This window comes from Arthrobacter sp. B2060, assembly GCF_059090445.1.
Map to the genome: position 1 here is coordinate 1 of NZ_JBNHFR010000015.1, position 20,890 is coordinate 20,890.

At 66.9% G+C, this 20,890-nt stretch carries 17 protein-coding genes and 1 pseudogene; 8 read left to right on the top strand and 10 right to left on the bottom strand.

Translation table 11 applies throughout. The features are described 5' to 3' along the window. Positions 1-18: 18 nt before the first annotated feature. Together AC5RUM_RS20130 and AC5RUM_RS20135 are read left to right on the top strand one after the other, a co-directional pair. Positions 19-390 (top strand): annotated as a pseudogene (locus tag AC5RUM_RS20130) (PKD domain-containing protein); the annotation flags it as partial. A gap of 255 nt (positions 391-645) precedes the next feature. After that, positions 646-1,107 (top strand): hypothetical protein, encoded by a 462-nt coding sequence (locus AC5RUM_RS20135; protein WP_494036690.1) that lies wholly within the window; start codon positions 646-648, stop codon positions 1,105-1,107. A gap of 38 nt (positions 1,108-1,145) precedes the next feature. On the opposite strand, the gene AC5RUM_RS20140 is transcribed toward AC5RUM_RS20135, so the two are convergent. From AC5RUM_RS20140 to AC5RUM_RS20170, 7 genes are all read right to left on the bottom strand, one after another. Continuing rightward, a complete protein-coding gene (locus tag AC5RUM_RS20140; RefSeq protein WP_494036612.1) occupies positions 1,146-2,333 on the bottom strand; it encodes a VWA domain-containing protein in 1,188 nt (395 codons plus the stop codon). Then, positions 2,330-4,645 (bottom strand): DUF5682 family protein, encoded by a 2,316-nt coding sequence (locus tag AC5RUM_RS20145; RefSeq protein ID WP_494036613.1) that lies wholly within the window; start codon positions 4,643-4,645, stop codon positions 2,330-2,332. The genes AC5RUM_RS20140 and AC5RUM_RS20145 overlap by 4 nt, the downstream gene beginning before the upstream one ends. A gap of 4 nt (positions 4,646-4,649) precedes the next feature. Further along, positions 4,650-5,756: an ATP-binding protein gene (locus AC5RUM_RS20150; protein ID WP_494036614.1), complete on the bottom strand. Its 1,107-nt coding sequence runs from the start codon at positions 5,754-5,756 to the stop codon at positions 4,650-4,652. Beyond that, positions 5,753-7,207: a DUF5691 domain-containing protein gene (locus AC5RUM_RS20155; protein ID WP_494036615.1), complete on the bottom strand. Its 1,455-nt coding sequence runs from the start codon at positions 7,205-7,207 to the stop codon at positions 5,753-5,755. Before AC5RUM_RS20155 ends, AC5RUM_RS20150 begins: the two co-directional genes overlap by 4 nt. Continuing rightward, complete coding sequence (locus AC5RUM_RS20160) at positions 7,204-8,511, bottom strand: SWIM zinc finger family protein (RefSeq protein ID WP_494036616.1); 1,308 nt, start codon at positions 8,509-8,511, stop codon at positions 7,204-7,206. The genes AC5RUM_RS20155 and AC5RUM_RS20160 overlap by 4 nt, the downstream gene beginning before the upstream one ends. 61 nt (positions 8,512-8,572) lie before the next feature. Next, a complete protein-coding gene (locus AC5RUM_RS20165) occupies positions 8,573-9,112 on the bottom strand; it encodes a dihydrofolate reductase family protein (RefSeq protein WP_494036617.1) in 540 nt (179 codons plus the stop codon). Positions 9,113-9,217: 105 nt separating this feature from the next. Then, positions 9,218-9,484, bottom strand: coding sequence for a DUF1876 domain-containing protein (locus AC5RUM_RS20170; protein WP_400576657.1), 267 nt, complete (start codon positions 9,482-9,484; stop codon positions 9,218-9,220). 265 nt (positions 9,485-9,749) lie between these two features. On the opposite strand from AC5RUM_RS20170, the gene AC5RUM_RS20175 reads away from it, so the two are divergent. Further along, positions 9,750-10,883 (top strand): acyltransferase family protein, encoded by a 1,134-nt coding sequence (locus AC5RUM_RS20175; protein WP_494036618.1) that lies wholly within the window; start codon positions 9,750-9,752, stop codon positions 10,881-10,883. On the opposite strand, the gene AC5RUM_RS20180 is transcribed toward AC5RUM_RS20175, so the two are convergent. Next, complete coding sequence (locus AC5RUM_RS20180) at positions 10,880-13,039, bottom strand: amylo-alpha-1,6-glucosidase (RefSeq protein WP_494036619.1); 2,160 nt, start codon at positions 13,037-13,039, stop codon at positions 10,880-10,882. The two genes, AC5RUM_RS20175 and AC5RUM_RS20180, sit on opposite strands and share 4 nt — an antisense overlap. 253 nt (positions 13,040-13,292) lie before the next feature. Between AC5RUM_RS20180 and AC5RUM_RS20185 the strand changes: the two genes are divergently transcribed. The 3 genes from AC5RUM_RS20185 (at position 13,293) to ggt (ending at position 16,909) form a co-directional block, all read left to right on the top strand. Beyond that, on the top strand, positions 13,293-13,577 hold the full coding sequence (locus AC5RUM_RS20185) for a hypothetical protein (protein ID WP_494036620.1): 285 nt from the start codon (positions 13,293-13,295) through the stop codon (positions 13,575-13,577). Positions 13,578-13,697: 120 nt separating this feature from the next. Next, a complete protein-coding gene (locus AC5RUM_RS20190; RefSeq protein WP_494036686.1) occupies positions 13,698-14,972 on the top strand; it encodes an MFS transporter in 1,275 nt (424 codons plus the stop codon). Positions 14,973-15,082: 110 nt separating this feature from the next. After that, complete coding sequence (gene ggt / locus AC5RUM_RS20195) at positions 15,083-16,909, top strand: gamma-glutamyltransferase (RefSeq protein ID WP_494036621.1); 1,827 nt, start codon at positions 15,083-15,085, stop codon at positions 16,907-16,909. Between the two features lie 13 nt (positions 16,910-16,922). Here ggt and AC5RUM_RS20200 read toward each other — a convergent pair whose 3' ends face one another. Next, a complete protein-coding gene (locus tag AC5RUM_RS20200) occupies positions 16,923-17,942 on the bottom strand; it encodes a CapA family protein (RefSeq protein ID WP_494036622.1) in 1,020 nt (339 codons plus the stop codon). A 136-nt stretch (positions 17,943-18,078) separates the two neighbouring features. Here AC5RUM_RS20200 and AC5RUM_RS20205 point away from each other — a divergent pair, with 136 nt between their 5' ends. After that, the gene (locus AC5RUM_RS20205; protein ID WP_494036623.1) at positions 18,079-19,413 is read left to right on the top strand and encodes a phosphoribosyltransferase family protein; all 1,335 of its coding nucleotides are present in this window, start codon (positions 18,079-18,081) and stop codon (positions 19,411-19,413) included. Positions 19,414-19,512: 99 nt separating this feature from the next. After that, positions 19,513-19,827: a hypothetical protein gene (locus AC5RUM_RS20210; RefSeq protein WP_494036624.1), complete on the top strand. Its 315-nt coding sequence runs from the start codon at positions 19,513-19,515 to the stop codon at positions 19,825-19,827. 18 nt (positions 19,828-19,845) lie between these two features. Here AC5RUM_RS20210 and AC5RUM_RS20215 read toward each other — a convergent pair whose 3' ends face one another. Next, positions 19,846-20,847 carry an Lrp/AsnC family transcriptional regulator gene (locus AC5RUM_RS20215; protein ID WP_494036625.1) on the bottom strand — a complete coding sequence of 334 codons (1,002 nt, stop codon included), beginning with the start codon at positions 20,845-20,847 and terminating at the stop codon, positions 19,846-19,848. Positions 20,848-20,890: the final 43 nt, after the last annotated feature.

Consider the following 20,890-nt stretch of genomic DNA (forward strand, 5'->3'; position numbering starts at 1 on the left):
GGCACGGCCCCGTTGCCGGTGAGTTTCACTGACACCTCGACCGGGGCGCCGACGTCGTGGTCCTGGGATTTTGGTGACGGCGGCACGTCCACGGAGCAGAACCCTTCCCACACGTACACCGCGGCGGGGACGTACACGGCGAGGCTGACCGCGACGAACAGCGGAGGCTCGACCTCCGCGACGGCGACCGTCACGGTCAACCCGGCGGCCACGCCGGCGCCGGTGGCGTCCTTCACCGCGTCCCCCACGACGGGCACGGCCCCGTTGCCGGTGAGTTTCACTGACACCTCGACCGGGGCGCCGACGTCGTGGTCCTGGGATTTTGGTGACGGCGGCACGTCCACGGAGCGGAACCCTTCCCACACGTACACCGCGGCGGGGACGTACACGGCGAGGCTGACCGCGACGAACGGCGGAGGCTCGACCTCCGCGACCGCGACGATCACGGTCAATCCGCCGGCCCCGCCGGCGTCGGGGATCACTGCCCGGAGTTCAACGACAACGAATACCTCCACGGCCACCGCCACGGTGGCACTGGCCGCGCCCGCGGGCAGGACGGCCGGGGATGTGCTGGTCGCCTCCTTCACGGCGGACCAGAATCCCACGGTGGCTGTCCCTGCGGGCTGGACCGCGATCGTCAACGGCTTGAGCATAGCCAGCTCCTCCACGGCCGGGGCGAAGGTGTTCGCCTACTACCGCGTCGTCGGTGCCGCGGATCCGGGAACCTATACCTGGACGCTGAGCAAGGCCGTGAAGTGGGGCGGCGGCATCACCGCGTACACCGGCGTCAACACCACCACACCGCTGGACAGTGCCGTGGCCACCGCCGTCAACACCAGTTACACGGCCACCAGCATCACCGTTCCGGGCATCACCACAGCGAGCAACGGTGCGATGCTGATCGGCGGCCTCGGGTTTGACAGCTCCAACCCGGCAGCGACCCCACCGACGGGATGGACGGAGCGGTGGGAAGCCACCGGCGGGCAGATCGCCGAACAGGCCGACAGGACCCAGGCAACCGCCGGCGCCGCCGGCACCGCCACCTGGACCTTCAGCACCGCCAAAGCCGTCGGCGCCTGGCGAACCGCACTAAAGCCAGCCAGCTAGCCACGGAACGTTCTCAAGGACGTCTGTGTGGACAAGCCCTACGTTTCGTGACTCGTCGCGATGTCGTGCGATGCCGCCCATTCGCCCACGTCCCGGCGTTCGATCGCCGCGGCCATCAGCTCCGGGAACAGATCAGGCGTGCAGGCGAAGGCCGGGACGCCGATTCCGGCCAGGGCAGCGGCATGGTTTGAATCGAACGTGGGGTGACCGCTGTCACTCAGCGCCAGCAGCGCGATCAGGGTTGCTCCCGATCCGACGATGGTGGCGGCCCGCCGCAGCATCTCCTCGGCTATTCCACCCTCATAAAGATCGCTGATGAGCACCAGGATCGTCTCGGTCGGGTGGGTGATCTGGTCCTGGCAGTAGGCCAATGCCCGGTTTATGTTCGTGCCGCCCCCCAGCTGCACGCCGAAGAGCACATCCACGGGATCCTCCAGGTCATCCGTAAGATCAACAACCTCGGTGTCGAAGACCACCAGCCGCGTGCGCACAGACCGCAGCGAGCTGAGCACCGCGCCAAACACGCTCGAGTACACCACCGATTCGGCCATGGAACCGGACTGATCGATGCACAGGATGATCTCCCGCTGCACCTCGGTACTGCGCCGGGCGTAACCGACCAGCCGCTCAGGCACCACTGTGCGATAGTCGGGCTGATAGTTCTTGAGGTTGGCGGCGATCGTGCGGTTCCAGTCAATGTCCCGGTGCCTGGGACGCCGGGTCCGCGCGGCGCGGTTCAATGCCCCGGAGACGGCCTGAATCGTCTTGGCCCGCAAGCGATCCTCCAACTCCCTGGTCACCTGCCGGACCACCGCCCTGGCGGTCTCACGGGAACGCTCGGGGATGGCGCGGCCCAGTCCCACGAGCGTGCTGACCAGGGCGATATCGGGCTGCACCGTGCGGAGCATCTCGGGTTCGAGGAGCAACTGCCGCAGGCCGAGCCGGTCCATGGCGTCGGCCTGCATCACCTGGACGACCGTGGACGGGAAGTAACCGCGAATGTCGCCGAGCCAGCGGGCTACCCGCGGGCTCGACGCGCCGAGGCCTCCCCGCCCGCTTTTTGGGGCTTCATACAAGTCCTGCAGGGCCTGGTCCCTGCGATGGTCCGCGGCTGAGAGGACCACAGGTTGGCCCTCGGCCGTTGTGATGCCGTCGGCCTCGTGCCCGCCAAGGACCAGGCGCCAGCGGCTGAGCCGGTCGCGGCCGTCGGGGTTCAAGCCGGTCACGATTTGGCCTCCCATCCAAGGTACCTGGCCATCAGACGGATCGCCGGACCGGCTCCCGACAGGTCAAACGTCGTAGCGGTTGGGGTTTGCGAGAGTTCGCTGTCCCGGCTCACTTGTTCGCCGATCTCCCGCCGCTCCGGCGGGCTGAACAGCGAAAATGTCCGGCGCAGCAGGGGCAAAACGTCATCGAAGACCTCATCGTGCACCCCGGCGACCCACTCATCGACGATCTGCAGCAGGCGCCGGTCGTGAACCAGCAGCACGGCGTCGCCGGACAGCAGTCCATCCAGCCAGGCGGCGGCTTCGGGCGCCGGAGTTGCGATGGACAGCCGACGGCTGAGACGGGCCGCGACCTCATCCCTGTCGACCAGCCCCGCGTCCAGCAGCAGCCTTGTGGCACGCCCTGCGACTGATCCGTGGATCCGATCTGAACCCGCGACGGCGGCGAGCGCCGCGTGCCAGTCGTCCAGGGGCAGCTCCGGCAACAGTGACAGACCGTGCTGGGCGGAGTTGATGGCCCGCCGCATCGCGGCGGCGGCTTCATCGTCCAGCCCGGCGCATGCAGTCGGCAGGCCGACGCAGGCCCGCACCACCGTGGCATCCAGGATCCCCTGCACTCCTGTGACATCCACTCCGCGCACATTGCCATAGCGGGAGGTCCGGGCGAGCGGGGCTATGGTTTCCAGCAGCGGGGCCACATCCTGCTGCGCGGCTGTCTGCTCGGCCAGTACCGACACCACGGCGCTGATTCCGTCGGGCAGATCCGCGAGCAGGCAAGCGGCGAGCAGATCGCTGAGATCGGCCAGGCTGCCGGCACCCTGCGCGCGTTCAGCTGCACACGCCGCTGCTGCCGCGGCGATGGTGGTGCCGTAGCGGCTGGCGTCCACCACTGCGAGGGCCAGTTCCGGCCGCCATAGGAGGCTCCATGCCTCCTTGAACGTGCCCGTTGTGCGGCCGGTGTCGCTCGGTGTTCCCCAGTTCACGCCGAGCAGTGCCAGCCTGTGCAGCAGGACTGAGCGGGCCAGCTGATTCGGCTTGCGGAGGTCGATGGTCAGAATCTCCTCCATCGCACTCGGCTGCAAGCGCAGGCGGCGCTGGATTGCGGCGAGGTCGGCGGCCAGTGGGACGGTCGGTGCAGACTCCGGCACGCTTCCCAGCTCATATCCAACCGTGAGCTCGCGGTGCACCAACGCCAGGGGCACGCGTGAGCCATCACAGAGAACAGCTTGCGCGGCGTCGTCCAGCTCCGTCAGGCCGGGGCTGGGGCGGCCGCGGAGTGCGGCCAGAGCCGCTGCCATCCGGCTGGCCTCCACGACGGAGGCCGTGGACGCATCCAGATGTTCCCGGCGCAGGGTTTGTGCAACGCGGACCAGCCAGGTGGTGGCCACATCGGCCTTGGGATCCCGGGAGCTCCAGTGGGCGAAGAGATGCTGATACCAGCCGGGCGCCGTGACGCCTGCCCCGTACCCGGTCTGCAGGCGCAGCCGGTCCGACGTCCACGGCACCCAGGTAACAGCGACCTTGGTCTTGGGCAAACCGGTAAGCAGCTTGTTGTCCATGGACGCCGGGGGAAAGTTCGCCGGAACGAGCGCGGGGGCGTGGTAGGCCCCGCACACCACCGCGATGCTTGCGTGCCCCTCGCGCATCGCGGCACGCAGCTGCCGCCGCATTGCGGCTTCGCGTCGGCCATTCTCGACGACGTCCGGGTGCCCGGCAGGCCGCACGTCGTCGGCCCGAATCTCTGCGATGGCATCGCTGATGGCCGCGAACCTGTCGATGGGGCTGGCATTGCGGTGCTCGACGGCGTCCTCCCACCAGCGCTCGGCGTCACTGTACCCGGCAGCCTGGGCCAGCATCGAAATCGCATCTGGCCGGTAGGGCTCTGGCGCAACGGGTTCCGCCTCTTCCCCGGCTGCATCTTCCCCAGCCGTGTCCGGCTCATCCGGCGTTTCCGGGGGAGACGCCGGCGCTGCGGAAGCCGCGGCGATCTGCAGCGCGAAGCTGTTCGCCGCGGGAAGGTCGATTGTACGTACGGGAATTCCCGTCGACACAGCCCAGCGCATCGCCACCCATTCCGGGGAAAAGCCCGCCAGCGGGTAGAACGAGGCCAGCCTCGGCTGATCGGCGGCGTAGATGAGCGCCGCCACCGGCGGAGTCATTGAGGCATCGGCAACCAGCGAGAGAACCTGCTCAATCTCGGGCGGGCCCTCAACCAGCACCAGGTCCGGCCGGATGGACGCCAGGGCCTCGGCAACCGAGCGTGCTGAACCGGGCCCATGGTGCCGGATCCCGAGGACATGGACGTCTGTCACTGGATCAGTTCGAGGTGTCGAGATCGCGGCAGGCCCGGTAGAGGTCCTTCCACTCCGGCCGGTTGCGGACCACGGTCTCCAGGTATTCCTGCCAGATCACCCGGTCCTGGACCGGATCCTTAATCACCGCCCCGACCAGGCTGGCCGCCACGTCATCGGCGCGGACGCTGCCGCCACCGAAGTGGGCTGCCAAAGACAGGCCGTTCGTCATCACCGAAATGGCTTCTGCCGTCGACAGGGTGGCGGATGGGGATTTGAGGGCGGTGCGCTGATCCTGCGTGAGGCCGGCGCGCAGTTCGCGCATCACCGTGACCACCCGGCGGATCTCCGAAAGTGCCGCAAGATCGGCCGGAAGCTCGAGTGCCGCGCCGAGGCTGCGCACCCGGGTGGTGACGATTTCCACCTCCTGGTCCAGGCTGTCCGGCAGCGGCAGCACCACGGTGTTGAACCGGCGGCGCAGGGCAGACGACAGGTCGTTGACGCCCTTGTCGCGGTTGTTCGCTGTGGCAATGACGTTGAATCCCTTGCGCGCCTGCACTTCCGTGTTGAGTTCGGGGATCGGCAGTGTCTTTTCGCTCAGGATGGTGATCAGGGAATCCTGCACTTCCGACGGGATCCTGGTGAGCTCCTCCACCCTCACAATGCTTCCGGTCTCCATGGCACGCATCACTGGTCCGGGGACCAAGGCTGCACGGGACGGGCCCTCGGCGAGCAGCCGCGCATAGTTCCAGCCATACCGCAGCGCCTCTTCCGGTGTGCCTGCCGTGCCCTGCACTACCAACGTGGACGTACCCGAGATGGCCGCTGCCAGATGCTCGCCGAGCCAGGTCTTCGCCGTCCCCGGCACGCCGAGCAGCAGCAGCCCCCGATCGGTGGCCAGTGAGGCAACGGCGATTTCCACCAGCCGGGCCGATCCCAGATATTTCGGGCTGATCTGCATGCCGTTCGGCAACGTGCCGCCAAGAACGTAGGTGGCGACGGCCCAGGGGGACAGCCGCCAGCTGGGCGGTCGGGGACGGTCGTCGACGGCGGCCAACGCCTGGAGTTCGTCGGCGTAGGCGGTTTCCGCATGGGCACGGAGAATGTCCGGGGCGGTCTGGGCATCGGTCATCGGAAGGCCTCCGTCAGCGATTGTCGGAACGATTGGTACTGCACCACATCACGAAACACGCGGCGACGCGGGGCGTCGTCGTCGGAATGTTGCAGCAAGTGGCGGCAGCGATCTGCCGAGTCGAGCGGCAGCGCCATGGGCAGGAAATCAGCAACCATTGCCGCCAACGGGCCGCCGTTCTTAGCGGTAATGAGCTCTAGGACCGCGTCAGCCAATGTCAGGCCCCATGGCCTCGGCACGTCCCGCAGCAGGGGGACCAGCGCCATGGGCTGTGCCGTGCCGCCGCGGATGTGGCGCAGAAGCGCCTGCTCCCGTTCCGCCGTCGGTAAACAACTCAACAGCCGCGCATCAGTGCGGACATCCAAAAGCGCGCGGGCCCACCTGGCATCGGCCCGGAGGACCGCAGCGGCGACCATCGTGTCGATCACGCGGGGTTCGCCGTCAAGCAGCGCCAGTGTTGCGGCGGGGCTGCGGCCGGCGATGCTTTCCCACACGTCGAGCGGCGCGCCGCGGATGATCGTGTCCAGCCGCCCCAACCGGTCAGGCTCGCCCGCGCGGGGAGCCGGGGCGATCCCGTCGCGCAGGGCTGCGGCGTCCGGATCGGGCGGAAGGTCGATCTCGAACTGCTTGCGCAGGAGGCCTTTCACACGGACCAGAGGCTGCAGCCGGGCGGCCATCCGCTGGGCGCGGGCGCTCGTGGGAAGTCCGTCCAGCAGGGCGGCAGCGACGTCCCGCACGCTCTTGGCTTTGTCGTCCAGTGCACGTTCCAGAAGATCCTCGTCGGCAGATTGGAGGTTGGTGCCGAAGACGCTCAGATAGGCGGTCCGTTCCCGGGCGCTGAGCGTATCCCAATGGGTGGCCAGCTGGTCACGCGCGGACGCCGGGTCGCTGCGCCGGCGCCGTTCCAGTTCCACTGTGGCGTCAGCAGTCCTTAGCTCGGCCCAGTCGGCCGTCGTCTCCGGATGCGGACCGGAATCCATGGGGCGGGTGAGGGACTGGAGCCAGCGGCCGCGGGCTCCGATGGCCGGATGCAAATGCTCCGCCACGCCCCGATGCGTGTCAGCCAAGGCGAGCAACGCCGGGATTGAGCGGTGCGGAACCCGCCGTCCGGACGCTCCGGCGAGCTGCAGCCAGTCCGTCACAAGCTGGGAGCGGAGCTCCACACCGACGGGAGGCTGGGTGAGCAGCAGGTCCAGCAGCCGGGCGGCCTCACCGCGGGCCTGCGGGGCATCGTCCGCCGGGGCCGGATCAGGCAGGTCAGCGGTGTCCACGATGCGGGGGCGGCGGACAGCGCGGGTGACGACGTCGGCCAGGGCCGCCTGGTCGAGCAGGGACTCCTCGCGGGACAGGCCATCCGGCGGGCGAAAATCCAGATCCGCGGGCGGAAGTGGCGCTGCGCGCCGTCCCGTGCCCAGGAGCGCCGACGTTCGGAGGTCGGCCAGCCACGTCACGGCGTCACCACCGCATCGCCGACGACGACGGTCAGCGGCCGCACGCGGCCCTCCTCCAGTTCTCCGAACAGGTCGACAGGATGGCCGCCGGTTAATGCGAGCAGCGAGTTTAAGGGCGCGTCGATAATGGGGAGGGCGTCACCAGACCCGTCCCGCAGCCAGCCATGATCACCAGGGAGGACACGGACCCCGCCCAGCAGCACCGGGTAACGCTCCCGCCAGGGCGAGAGAGCGACCCCAGCAGCCTCCAGTTCCAGCGCCTGGACGATGCTGCAACCCTCACCGAGGCTCTGGGCGAGCCCGCGCGGGGCAATAGGACCTGTGAACATTGCCCGCTGCGGTGCGGAGCCCGGATACCGCGCCACGGTAACGTCCAACTCCGCCCCCGCCAGTTGGGGCGTCGCGAGCGCTTCACCGCGGGCAGCGAAATCGAGGACGACCGCGAGCGTTCCGTCGGGTCCGCGAATCCAGGTGCGTTGTTGCTGGAGCCGCCCGTCATCGCCGCGGTAGGCGCCGAGCACCAGCCATGGGCCGGGCAGAGCCTCGGTGCCCTGGACATCGGCCGATGCCATGGACCACCCGACGGCCGCCCGGACATCGGCAAGCTCGTTTGGAGTCAGCTCGTCCCTCCTGCCCCACGCTTTGGTCAAGGCCCACCAACGGCCCGCGAGCAGCAGCAGATGGTCGGCCCAGTCGGCGCGGGCATGCACATCCGATCCCATCGCCCGCACCTGCTCGGCCAGACCCGGGAGCTGGGCGTCCACCAGGCGCGCAGCTACACCGTCCCACCAGGTGTAGGGCTGGCTGCGGGCGGCAGCCAGCCCAGTCCGCACCAGATCCGTCAGCCACCGGGCAAAGTCCGAGATCCCCGCATCCATGAGCGTCAGCCGGCTGGCCAGCCGCTTGGCCTGCGCAACAGGGTCCGTCGGCTGCTCTGACTGGCGCCGCTCGCGGGCTGCGGAGCGGTCCTCCCGCTGGTTCGCCCAGTCCTGCGCGAAGTCGGCGGTCTCCACGGCGTCTCCGGCAGCCTCGCCCCGGGACCAGAGGAGCAGCAGCGCCAGCGCGTGTTTGCAGGGAAACTTCCGGCTTGGGCACGAGCACCGGTATGCCGGCGCGGCAATGTCGACGCTCACCTGATACGGGGTCTTGCCGCTGCCCTGACATTTGCCCCAGACCAGGACGTCGTTGCTGCCGGTATCGGACCATGGACCCGGACGTGCCAGCTTGCGGGCAGCCGCCACGGAAGGTCCGTCGGGGGCGGCGCCGATCACTCTCTCCTCGCTCCAGCGCACCATGATGCTCATTGTGCCCGATGCCTCGTGAGCCGCAAGAGAGGCAGGGCAGGTGTGGCGGCGGGCAACGTGTTCAGGCGGGAAGCCGTTTCAGCCCGTAAGTCAGCAGCACTATGCCGGAGGGGAACGGGCGGCACTCCAGGAGCTCCAGTTTGCTCCACCGGCTGATCCTGCCAAAGAAAGGCACTCCGCCGCCGAGGATGACCGGCACGACTGCCACGCCCAGCTCATCCAGCAGGCCCAGCTCGATGAATTCGGTCATGAGCTGGCCACCGCCAAAGACGCAGATATCCTTATCGGCAGGGATGGAGGACTTGACGCGGCCAACAAGGTCTCCCAGATCGCCCGAGAACAGCTGCGTTTTCCCTGACGTGGCCAGCGTTTCGTCATGGGTGACCACGTGCGTCGGAACGGCAGAGCCCCCGCTGCCCATTCCCGCCACTTCGCGGTAGGTATTGGCCCCCATGACGTAGGCTCCGGTTCTGCGCTCAGTGGCCTCAAAACCGTAGTCCTCGTCCTCCGCCATGGCATCGTTCAGCCAGGACAGGTCCCCGCTCTCAGAACGGATGTATCCGTCGAGGCTGACCGCCATACCACCGAAAACGGTGCTCATGAACGCAGACGCTATCCAGCCCTGACGTCAGGGTCAAGGCCGGAAAGGTCCACGCAGTGATCCTTGGCGATGTGCCACATCGCCACTGGTCGATTGGTATACAGGCTAAGCGCGGAGATGCGCCGTTTCGTTAGTGACTCTCTCGATGTCGGTAGCGGTGGCCTCGATGAGCTGATGCGCCAAGTCCGCCAGTGCCCGTGCCGTCGCGAGTTCGTCACCGATCAGGGGGACATCCGAGTCCCTCGGATTCAGCCTGGCGAGACCCATCCCTACCAGGTCGGAGCGGTTTTCGGCGTTCAACTGCGCCTTCGCTCGTGTTTGGCCTTCGTGTTCGTCGATGACGATGTTCACAGACCAACCCTTTTCACGCATGGTGGTCGCCTCCTCAGATGAGAATTCAACAATGTCAAGCTCGCTTCAACCCGTCAAGGGTCCGCATTTTCCCTCTTCTTAGCGGCCGTGTGGGGGAGTCAGGTTTCGTCCAGCCAAGTTTGGCAGACTGGGATACGGCGTGTGATTGGGGTCCTCCCATCACACATTCATGTCAACACGCAAGGGCCGGTTTCCGTGATTCACCTGGCGATGGAACCGGCCGGATACAGGCTCCGGAGGTACCGTGACGTTGCTGGCTGGTGGTATGGCCGTCAGGCAAACTGCAGAACGCCCAGGGCAAATTGCAGAACGCCCAAGGCTGGGCGGCCTGGACGTTCTTCGCGGTGCTGCCGTTGGTGCCGTCCTGCTGGGACATTCCTGGCCCGGGACATTTCAGGGTGCCGGCATCGTGGGAGTCATCGTCTTCTTCGTGCTGAGCGGTTACCTGATCACAGGCGTGCTGCTCAGGGACATTGAACGGCACCGCAAAATTCGCTACGGCCGTTTTTACGCCCATCGGGCTTTCCGCCTGGTGCCGGCACTCATCGCCTTTCTTGGCGTGTACGCCGTAGTTGAATTGACGGCCGACGTCCTCGGAGACCGGTCCAAGGGGATCATCGGCTATACCCTCCTCGCCGGTCTTGGCCACCTCAAAGACCTCCCGCTGCCATTCGATGTCAGCATGGCCATCGGGCCGCTCTGGACACTGGCCGTGGAGGAACAGTTCTATCTCGTCTGGCCCGCACTGCTGGTCCTCGCCCTGCGGCGGAACCGCCAGGCGCGACTGATCTGGTGGTCAGCCGCCGTCGTCCTTTCCTTGATGACGGCCAGTGTCCTGGCGATGCTGATCCTTGCTCCGCACCTTCACTCGCTGGTTTACGCGCTGCCGACGACGTGGGGCCTCGGGCTGATCATCGGTTCGGCACTGCGCCTCTACAGGATCCACATATTCAGCTGGTTCTCGGGCCGCCGGCTCAGACTGGCGGCACTGACCGTCTCGATCCTTGTCCTTACCGCCCTGCTCTTCTTCCCCAAGGCCAACGAATCCCCGGCTTTCTTCTTCGCTGGAGGCCCTCTGGCAATGGTTGCCGCGGCTGTGCTGGTGGTCCTGGCCGCCTCCCGTACCGGCGCAATGCCGCAGTGGACCCGTGCGTTCCAGGCGCTGGGGACAGTTTCCTATGCCGCCTACCTCTGGAACTACATCGTCATTCTGTGGCTCAACGGCGGATCGACGGCAGACCTGCCGCCGCTGGTGGCCGTGTCGGCCATCCTGCTGACCCTGCTCATGGCGGTCATCAGCTGGCACACCGTGGAAAGGCTGGGACGAGTTGCGCGCGAACGCTTCGACAAGCGCTATCCGGACCAGCGGCCGGCCAGCAATAGAGTGCGGTGCCCCTAAGCCTGGCCCGGCAGTTCGGCCTGTTCCAGCAGTTCGGTCAGCCACGGCCGGTGCTCCCGGTGGAAGGCTATGCCGTCGGGCAGCCCCTGCACGGTTGGTTCGGAACCGGCGATGTCGATGGTGATGCGGCCGTTGCCCATCGGTGCGTTGGTGATGTGCAGGTCGCCGTAGGAGGCCGGGAGGACGGGGTCCATCCAGAGGCCGCCGCGGGAAATGTGGGCGTCGTACCGCATGAGGCTGGTGACCAGCATGATCGGTGTAGTCGCCGCCCAGGCCTGGGGCGAGCACGCCGTCGGATATGGCACAGGCTGGGGGACCTGCTCCCGGCTGAAGCCGCAGAACAGCTCCGGAAGGCGGCCGTCGGTGTAGTCCGCGGCTTCCAGCAGGGCACCTGCGATGCGTTGCGCCTCCTCCACGAAGCCGTAGCGCAGCAGGCCTGCCGCGATGACCGCGTTGTCGTGCGGCCAGACGGACCCGTTGTGGTAACTGGCGGGGTTGTAGGCGCCCATGTCGCTGGCGAGGGTCCGCACGCCCCAGCCGCTGAACATTTCGGGGGACATCAGGCGTTCGGCCACCAGCGGTACCTTGTCCTCGTCGATGATGCCGTGCCACAGGCACTGGCCCATGTTGGACGCGCACGCGTCGACAGGCCGCTTATCGCGGTCCAGGGCAACGGCGTAATAGCCGCGGTCAGGCAGCCAGAACTCGTCGTTGAAGCGCTTCTTTAGGCGTGCCGCCTCATCGGCGAGCTGGGAGGCCAAAGGCGTGTCGCCGGCGTCGTACGCCATCCATGCGCGGGACAGAAACGCCGAGTATGCCAAGGCCTGGACTTCGCAGAGCGCGATCGGTGGCTTGGCGAGCGTGCCGTCAGCGAAGTTGATGCCGTCCCAGGAGTCCTTCCAGCCCTGGTTGATCAGGCCCTGGTCGTTGAGGCGCTCGTACTCGACAAACCCGTCGCCGTCTTTATCGCCATGGTTCCGGACCCAGTCCAGTGCACGGTCTGCGTGAGGCAGCAGCGCGGCGATGGTGTCCTTGGCAAAGCCCCAGCGGCTCACTGATCCGAGCGTCATCACGAACTGCGGGGTGGCGTCCACGCTGCCGTAGTAGGCGGACTTCCCACCCAGGGCCAGGCCGCTGGAGACGCCAAGCCTGACCTCGTGCAGGATCTTGCCCGGCTCCTCCTCGCTCATCGGATCCACGTTTTTCCCCTGGCGGTCAGCGAGGGTTTGCAGGGTGCCAAGGGCCAGGGAAGGGTCCACCGGCAGCGCCATTTCCGATGCCCAGAGCGAGTCCCTGCCGAACAGGGTCATGAACCACGGCGCACCTGCGGCTACCACGATCCGCTCCGGATGGTCCGGGTCCTCGATGCGCAGTGCTCCCAGGTCGTCGTAGCTGCGCCGCAAGGTCCGTTCGATGGAGCGGTTGCCCATATGCAGCCTGGGAATCTTCGCCACCCACTCCTGGCGGCGGCGGTCGCTCCGGGACATCTCACCGGGCGCAGGACGAACGAACGAAACCGCCGGGGCGGCGGCGCCGTCGACGGCGGGCACCACGCTCAGCAGCGTGGTCCACTGCCCGTGCGCTGGTACAACGGTCCGGTACGTCAGGGCATCGGGGGCGACGTCGGCGCCGTCGGCCTTGACGATGACGCCCTTCCGGACGCCCTGCCAGACGGCCCTAATGGCCAGCGAGTCGCCGTCCGGCTGCCGCGACTCGTCCCAGCGCCGCTGGACACGGGCTTCCTTGACTTCGAACAGGTCCGCGAAGTCGGATTCGACGTTGAGGGAAACCACGCATTCGGCCGCCTCACCGGAGTAGTTCCGGATGCTGACCTCCTCCCGGAGCCCGGCACTTACTTCGCGCAGTCGTTCCACGATCAGGGGACTGTCCGCGTAGCCGTCCGAACGGGGAACGCGGCCAATGAACAGGGCCCTATAGGGCTCCTTGATCGCCGCCGTGAGCGGTTCCAGGGGCTGGCCGTTGACACTCAAATTCCAGCGGGACAGGATGCGGGTGTCCTCATGGAATACGCCGTGTGGGAATTCCGGATGAATGTCCCCGTTCGCCAATGAAATACAGAAGGATGAACCCTCCACCAAGGTGACCGTGCCGGACCCCACCGGCCCGGCTGCCGTGTCAGCGTTCCAGCCAGTCATCACCGCCTCCTTCAACGGCCCAAGACCGAGACGGCACAGTGCGAATCCGCTTCCACGTGTTATCGCCGCCTTGCTCTGTGTGATTGAGGCTACGCTTGCGCTTCGCCTGATGCTAGGCAGAATTTGGTCTTGCGTCCGTGCCGTTGCCGGTAGTTACTAGGTGATGGGAGGTCCGGCCATACAGGCAGAGGTGCCGGCGGCCAGGATGTCCCGTCTGCGCCGCCATACTCCAACAACCGAATGCGGAGGGACCATGTTTGCTCGAGTCAGCACCTACAAAACCAGCCCCGGCAGCACCGGGAAACCCTCGGACGAAACCGTGAAGCGCGTGCTGGACCTGCCCGGCTGCACCGGCCTGTACTACCTGAAGGGCAATGACGACAAGTCCCTGTCCATCACGCTGTGGAATACGCAGGAAGCCCTCGTCGGGAGCCAGGAGCCCGCGGGAAGGATCCGCTCCGAAACCAGCCGGGAGCAGGACATGGAGATCCTGAACGTCGAGGAATTTGAAGTTCTGACAGAGCAACTCAAGGAGTAGACGGGCTTCGCGCCTCCCAGCGAAATAAGCGGCCGCGAGCAACCTGCTCTGGCGGGCTCCGACCAGTGGGGCGACAATGGGCTGGTGCACCCTCGTCGCCCCCGCGGGGACGTAGACGCGATGAACGCCGACGCCCGAAAGATCCAGCGCACCTATCTCACGTTGACGCTGGGCAATACCCTTGCGGCCTCATTCATCTGGGGGATCAACACACTTTTTCTCTTGGATGCCGGGCTCAGCAACCTCGAGGCGTTTGCAGCGAATGCATTCTTTACGGTAGGCATGGTGCTGTTCGAGGTGCCCACCGGAGTGATTGCCGATGGTTGGGGGCGCCGCGTTTCATTCCTGCTCGGCACCGTGACCCTGGCCGTGTCGACCTATCTCTACTACCTGCTCTGGCAGTTTTCCGCCCCGTTCTGGACCTGGGCGGTGGTGTCGGTTTTGCTCGGTCTGGGATTCACCTTCTTCTCGGGTGCAGTCGAGGCCTGGCTTGTGGATGCGCTGCGCTTCTCGGGCTATGAAGGCGGCCTGGAGGCAGTGCTCGGGCGCGGAGTAATGGTGTCGGGCATCGCGATGCTCGTCGGCTCTGTGGCCGGCGGCGTGATCGCGCAGGCCACCGATCTCGGTGTGCCGTTTCTGTTGCGCGTGGGCGTGCTCCTGGCCATGTTCATGGTTGCCTTTTGGCTCATGCACGACGTCGGGTTCACGCCGGAGCGGTCCACCCACCCTCTTCGGGCGACCCGTGCCGTACTCTCTGCCTCGATCGAGAACGGTCTGAAGAATCCGCCCGTACGTTACGTGATGCTGGCTGCTCCGTTCAGCGCCGGCGTCGGGATCTATGTGTTCTACGCCCTGCAGCCCTACCTGCTCGAGCTCTTCGGCGACCCGCGCGCGTACTCCGTGGCGGGTCTCGCGGCCGCCATCGTGGCCGGGGCCGAAGTGCTCGGCGGATGGGTGGCGCCCCGCATCCGGCGCCGTGTCCGCAAACGCACCACAGTGCTGATTCTGAGTGGCGGCGTGAGCGCAGTGATCCTGGTGGTGCTCGGCTTCACCCAGGTGTTCTGGGTGGCGCTGGTGCTGTTGGCCCTCTGGGCGCTGGTCGATGCAGCGGGCGTCCCTGTGCGGCAGGCCTACCTGAACGACATGATCGCCTCCAAGCAGCGGGCAACGGTCCTCAGCTTCGACTCACTTATTGGATCAAGCGGCGGCGTGGTGGTCCAGCCTCTGCTCGGCCGGGCCGCCGATGTATACGGTTACCCCGCCTCGTTGGCGCTGGGCGGCGTGATCCAGCTGATCGCCGTCCCGTTCCTGCTGGCGAGCCGACGGCAGGGCCCGCCGGCAGACCTGGCCAGCGCCGCGGCCAGCACGGCAAACCCGGAATCCCGGCCGTCGTAGACGATATCGAGGGGTCGATTCTGCGGACAATTTCGGTATTGAGAGTCCTACCGCGGCGGAGTAGCGTGGCAATACCGTCAACCCGCACCACCCCAAACCCGGGAGCGACCATGCCTAATGTGAGACGTCGCCTGGCTGCCGTTACGGCGGCCGTGGCTATGAGTGTGACCAGCGGAGCCGTCATCAGCCCCGCGTTCGCCGATCCGCCGGTGACTAAAAAGACCGCGACCGCCACGGGATACGGCGGGGCAGTGAGCACCGTGGACCCGGAGGCGTCCGCTGCAGCGATCGAGGTCCTCCGCGATGGCGGCAACGCCGCGGACGCCGCTGTCGCCGCCGCCGCCACCCTGGGCGTGACCGAGCCGTACAGTGCCGGGATCGGCGGCGGTGGCTACTTCCTGTTCTACAACGCCAAGACCGGCAAGGTCGGCACGATCGATGGCCGCGAGACCGCACCGGCCGCAATGCCGACCAACGCGTTCATCGACCCGAAGACCGGAGAGCCCTACAAGTTCACACCCGATCTCGTCACGAGTGGAGTCTCCGTAGGCGTGCCCGGCACCCCCGCCACGTGGGAGCGCGCCCTCAAGCGCTGGGGCACTTTGGACCTTGACGATGCCCTCGAGCCTGCCATTGAGGTGGCGGACCGAGGCTTCCTGGTCGATGAAACGTTCCGCCAGCAGACCCTCGATAACAAGGTCCGGTTTGCGGCGTTCACGTCCACGAGCAAACTCTTCCTCCCGGGCGGTGACGCCCCCGCCGTCGGAAGCATCTTTAAGAGCCCCGACCTAGCCAAGACGTACCGGCTCCTCGCGGACAGGGGCACCCGCGCTTTCTACCAGGGCCCGCTCGCTGAAGAGATCGTGGCCACAGTCAAGGCGCCGCCCAAGACTGCCACCACCACACTGCCCGTCCCGACAGGACACATGACGACGGCGGATCTCGCCGCCTACAGCGCTCTCGACCAGGCGCCCACGCACGTGGAGTACCGCGGGCTGGACGTCTACGGCATGGCACCGTCCAGCAGCGGGGGCACTACGGTGGGCGAGTCGCTGAACATCCTGGACACGTTCAACCTTTCCGAGATGTCAACGCCTGACGCCCTGCACCACTACCTGGAGGCCAGCGCCCTCGCGTTCGCGGACCGCGGCAAGTACCTGGGCGATCCCGCGTTTGTCGACGTTCCCACGGCCGCCCTGACAGACCCGCTGTTCGGCAAGGAGCGCTCATGCCGGATCGACCCGAAGCGCGCGGCCGTGAAGCCCGTCGCGCCCGGTGACGTGTCCAATTACGACGGCGTGTGCCCGGCTGCCGCCGCGGCGCCGGCCGACGAAAAGGACACCGAGAATATTTCGACGACCAACCTGACGGTCGCGGACAAGTGGGGGAACGTGGTCGAGTACACGCTCACCATCGAGCAGACCGGCGGTTCCGGCATCGTGGTCCCCGGCCGGGGCTTCCTGCTCAACAATGAGCTGACCGACTTCTCGACCGTGTACGACCCCAAGGATCCGAACCGGATCCAACCGGGGAAGCGTCCGCGCTCCTCGATGTCCCCGACCATCATCCTCAAGGACGGGGATCCCTTCCTTGCGCTCGGATCACCGGGCGGGTCGACCATCATCACCACCGTCCTCCAGACGATCATGAACCGCGTGGACCGGGGCATGAGCATTTCCGAGGCCATTGCCGCACCACGGGCGGCGCAACGGAACACACCCAACGTCACCGCCGAGCCGGACTTCATCAGGGCCTATGAAAAACGGCTCACGCCGTACGGCCATCAGCTGACGCCCGCAGGCGACGCGTTCACCTCCGCGGCAGAGATCGGCGCGGCCACCGCGATCGAATTCAAGGCCGACGGGAGGATGGTCGCCGCGGCAGAGCCCGCGAGGCGCGGGGGCGGCTCGGCCATGGTGGTCAATCCGTCGAGGTGAGGCCCGGCAGGCATTAGGGGCCCTGGCTGCCCGGCTCTTCTGCGCCGGGCGCCGGGCCTGTGCCGATCGGCATCTCCAGGACGTTGTCGTCCTCGATCCACCTGCTGGGCGTGCCGAGCTGTGCGCTCAGCCGCTGCATCCGGTCCGCGATTTTCCGCGCGCTCCGTCGGGCAAGTCCGGTGTGCATGCGGGTGATTTCCGTCGGATGCAGCCGCAACATGAGGGGCATGCTGCCCCTGGTGTGCAGGAGGAAGATGAATGACTGGTCGTTGCGTTCATCCGGGTCCACGGCGTAGTCATCCACAAAGTCGCCGGCACTGTAGACAACGGGCCTGTTCCTGTAGATTTCGACGCCCCGGAAAATGTGGGCGGAATGCCCAAACACGACGTCGGCGCCCGCCTCTATCAGGGCCCGCCCCAGCCTCTGATGCCCGGGCGGGACTTCGGATCCCCAGTTGGCGCCCCAATGCGCGGAAACGATCAGCAACTGGACCCGGGCCTTCGTCCGCCGGACTAGGTCCAGCAATTCCGTGGCCCGGCGGTCCCCAGAGTCATCCACGGGGACGTAGTGGATGCCCGGAGCGCGCGCGGTGGCCTCCCAGTCCGGCTGGTTGTCAGTGAAGGCGACGAAGCCGACCGCATGTGGCCCCACCCGCCGGACCGCAGGTCGCCGGGCCGCGTCCAGGTCCGTTCCTGCCCCCGCCCGCAGGATCCCGTGCTGATCGAGCGCCGCTAACATCTCCCGCAGAGCATCAACTCCGAAGTCCAGCACATGGTTGTTGGCCAACGCCACCACATCGATCGCCGCGGACTTCAGGCACTCCACATTCTTGACGTCCGAGCGGAAGTGGAACACTTTGCCGGGTACAGGTGTTCCGTCGTCCGCCAGCACGCACTCTAGGTTGGCGAACCTGATGTCGGCCTGTCTCAGGATGGGCAGGATATCGCCCCAGGGAAAGGCGGGATCGGCCACTGTCAGCCGGTCGTTGACGAGCCGGCCCAGCATGACGTCCCCCAGGAGCGCGATCTGCATGCTCCACCTCCAACCTGCCAGGCCTTTGCTATCAGGATGCACCGCCCCTTGGCGCGGTGCCAGTGGTCCGGCTCCTTGCCCAAAAGGGCCTCGCGGGGCCCGGATTCGTGAGGGATAGTTGGAACAGGAGCAGCAGATGGGCATTTTCGCGGACAGGTCTGATGCAGGGCGGCAGCTGGGGATGCGGCTGGAGTACCTGCGTGGAGGGGACGCCGTCGTTCTGGGTGTGCCCCGCGGCGGAGTTCCGGTGGCCTTCGAAGTTGCAGCGGCACTCGACGCGCCCCTCGAGGTGATAGTCGTGCGCAAGCTGGGAGTACCGTTTCAGCCCGAGCTCGCGATGGGAGCGATCGGGGAAGAAGGGGCATCCGCCCTGGACAAACGCGTCCTCTCGCTCGCAAGGGTCAAACAGGGAGACCTGCGCGCTGTTGAACAACGGGAACGGCGTCTGCTGGATGACCGCGTGGCACGATTCCGGGCTGGCAGGGCCCCATTGGATCTGAACGGCCGCACTGCCGTAATCGTCGATGACGGCATCGCTACCGGGTCAACTGCCCGTGTTGCCTGCAGCATCGCACGGAAACTCGGTGCCGCGAAAGTGATTCTGGCCGTTCCTGTTGCCTCTCCTGACGTCCTCCGCAAGTTGCCCGAGGCGGACGAGGTGGTGTGCCTCGCCACGCCCCGGCAGCTCACGGCTGTCAGCGACCACTACCGTGACTTCTCCCCGACGAGCGACGACGAAGTGGTGTGGCTGCTCGACGCAGCCGCCGAGCGTGCACAGAGAGCGGCGGCAGCCCCCAGCGACCCTGCACTCGACCAGCTCGACAAGGACGTGCAGATCGACTCCGACGGGGTGCGGCTCCAGGGGCACGTGAATCTTCCCCGGGCGGCGGCCGCAGTGGTGGTGTTCGCCCACGGAAGCGGCAGCGGCCGCCACAGTCCGCGAAACCGCTTCGTCGCCTCGATGCTCCAGCAGGCCGGGCTCGGCACCTTGCTGCTGGACCTGCTCACCCCCGCGGAGGAGCTCGATCGCGCCAACGTGTTCAATATCGAGCTGCTGGCGCGCAGACTAACCGCGGCAACGGGTTGGCTTGCCGGCCGGCCGGATACGGCCTCCTGCCGGGTGGGATACTTCGGCGCGAGCACAGGGGCAGGTGCCGCGTTGTGGGCGGCGGGCGAACAGGGAGAGCAGATCGGCGCAGTCGTCTCAAGGGGAGGCCGTCCGGACCTGGCCGGCCCGTGGCTTGCCCGTGTCCTCGCCCCGACCCTCCTGATTGTCGGCAGCGCAGACCACCAGGTGTTGGAGCTCAACCGCCAGGCTCAAGAGCGGATGCGCTGCCCCAAACGGCTGGAGCTCGTCCAGGGGGCCACCCACCTCTTCGAAGAACCCGGAACGCTGGAGCAGGCGGCAGTCCTGGCCAGGGACTGGTTTGTGCAGCACCTTCGGCGGGAACAGGACGTACGGGACACGTAGGTCTCCGCGAGAGACCTTCACAGTGTTTCCCAAGGGAGCTCCAGCTCTCTTCTCAAGTGACGCAGCCATGATGAGTCCGTGAGGTTCTGGAGAAAGAGCATGGTTCCCGCTCTTGCAGCTCTTGCGGTGGCCCTGTTGGGCGCGGCGGGCGCCTCGGGCGTGGACCAGATGGCCAACGCCAGGGTGACGCATCCAGTCCCGGCCGCTGTCCCCGCCGCCGTCCCTGCTGTCGAGACGGATGGCCACCCACCCCTGCGCCACCTGGTCCTGCGGGGGCTGGCCGAGGGGTCATTGCCCGGTGGCTTCCCGTACGACGAACCGCGGGACGAGAAGTACGACGAGAAGTACGACGAGACACTTCACCCGGCCCACGCCTCTGCCGGCGCCGCCCGAGTGCATAAATTCCAGGCGTGACTCGGGTCGAGGGACGGGCTAGGCCTCCCGCCACAGGGGCAAAGGGACCACGCCCCGGCTGCGCCCTGACTCATCCAGCAGGTGGCCGAGCCGCTTGTAGGTGCGCACCACTGCCTGCCGCGAGATTACCGTGCTTCCCGGCGCCCGGGATGCCAGCTCCCGCTCGTGCCCCTGGACTTCCAGATAGTCGTGGACCCAGAGCGTCACTACCAGGTTCTGGGCACCCAGAACCTGGGCACTCAAGCGGCAACTCGGCAGACCGGCGAAGTAGCGGCCGATGGAGTCAACATCGGTCGCGGGAACGTTGAGGCTCAGGCTCACCTCCCGCAGGCCCTGCTGGACGGCGACGGACGTATCGCACCTCATCGTCATGTAGCCGGACGCCAGAAACCGCTCCACCCGCCGTCGTGCAGTCTGCGGCGAAACGCCGGAGGCCGAGCCCAGCTCTGCCCAGCTGGCCCGCCCGTCGCGGGCCAGCTCCTCCAGCAGGGAGGCGTCCAGCCGGTCCGGGGCGTAGGCAGGCGGTGGGGGTGCGGACCCCTTCGCCATGAGCCTTGCCCTCGCCGGTTCCAAGGTGCCGCTGCGCCACTCCGAGGCCTGCCGGTAGAGCTGCGTGACGAAGACGACCTCCCTGCGCGTTACCCCCGGCAGGTCCGCGAAAGAGCCTGTGACAATCGCCATGAGTTCCTCATGGCTTGAGGCGAAGCAGTCCACGAACAGGTCGTGGGGTCCCGAGACCAGTGACACCGTCCCGAAAGCGGGCTCGGCACAGAGACGCTGGATGAGGGCTTCGTGCTGGCCCGGCACCGAGGACAACTGGATAAATGCGGACCAGCCGGCACTGAGGTAGCGCGGCCCGGGAGACGGCGTGATCCAAGCGAGGCCCTGCTCCGCGAGCGCGTGCCAGCGGCGGGCGATGGTGGGCCCGGACAGCCCCAGGACGTCGCCCACGCGGGACCAGTCGGCCCGCGGATTGATCTGCAGGGCATTCACGATTTCGAGATCCAGTTCAGCGATCATGGCTGATTCTTTCAGATTCAGCGATGCAAAGGGGATTTCGATC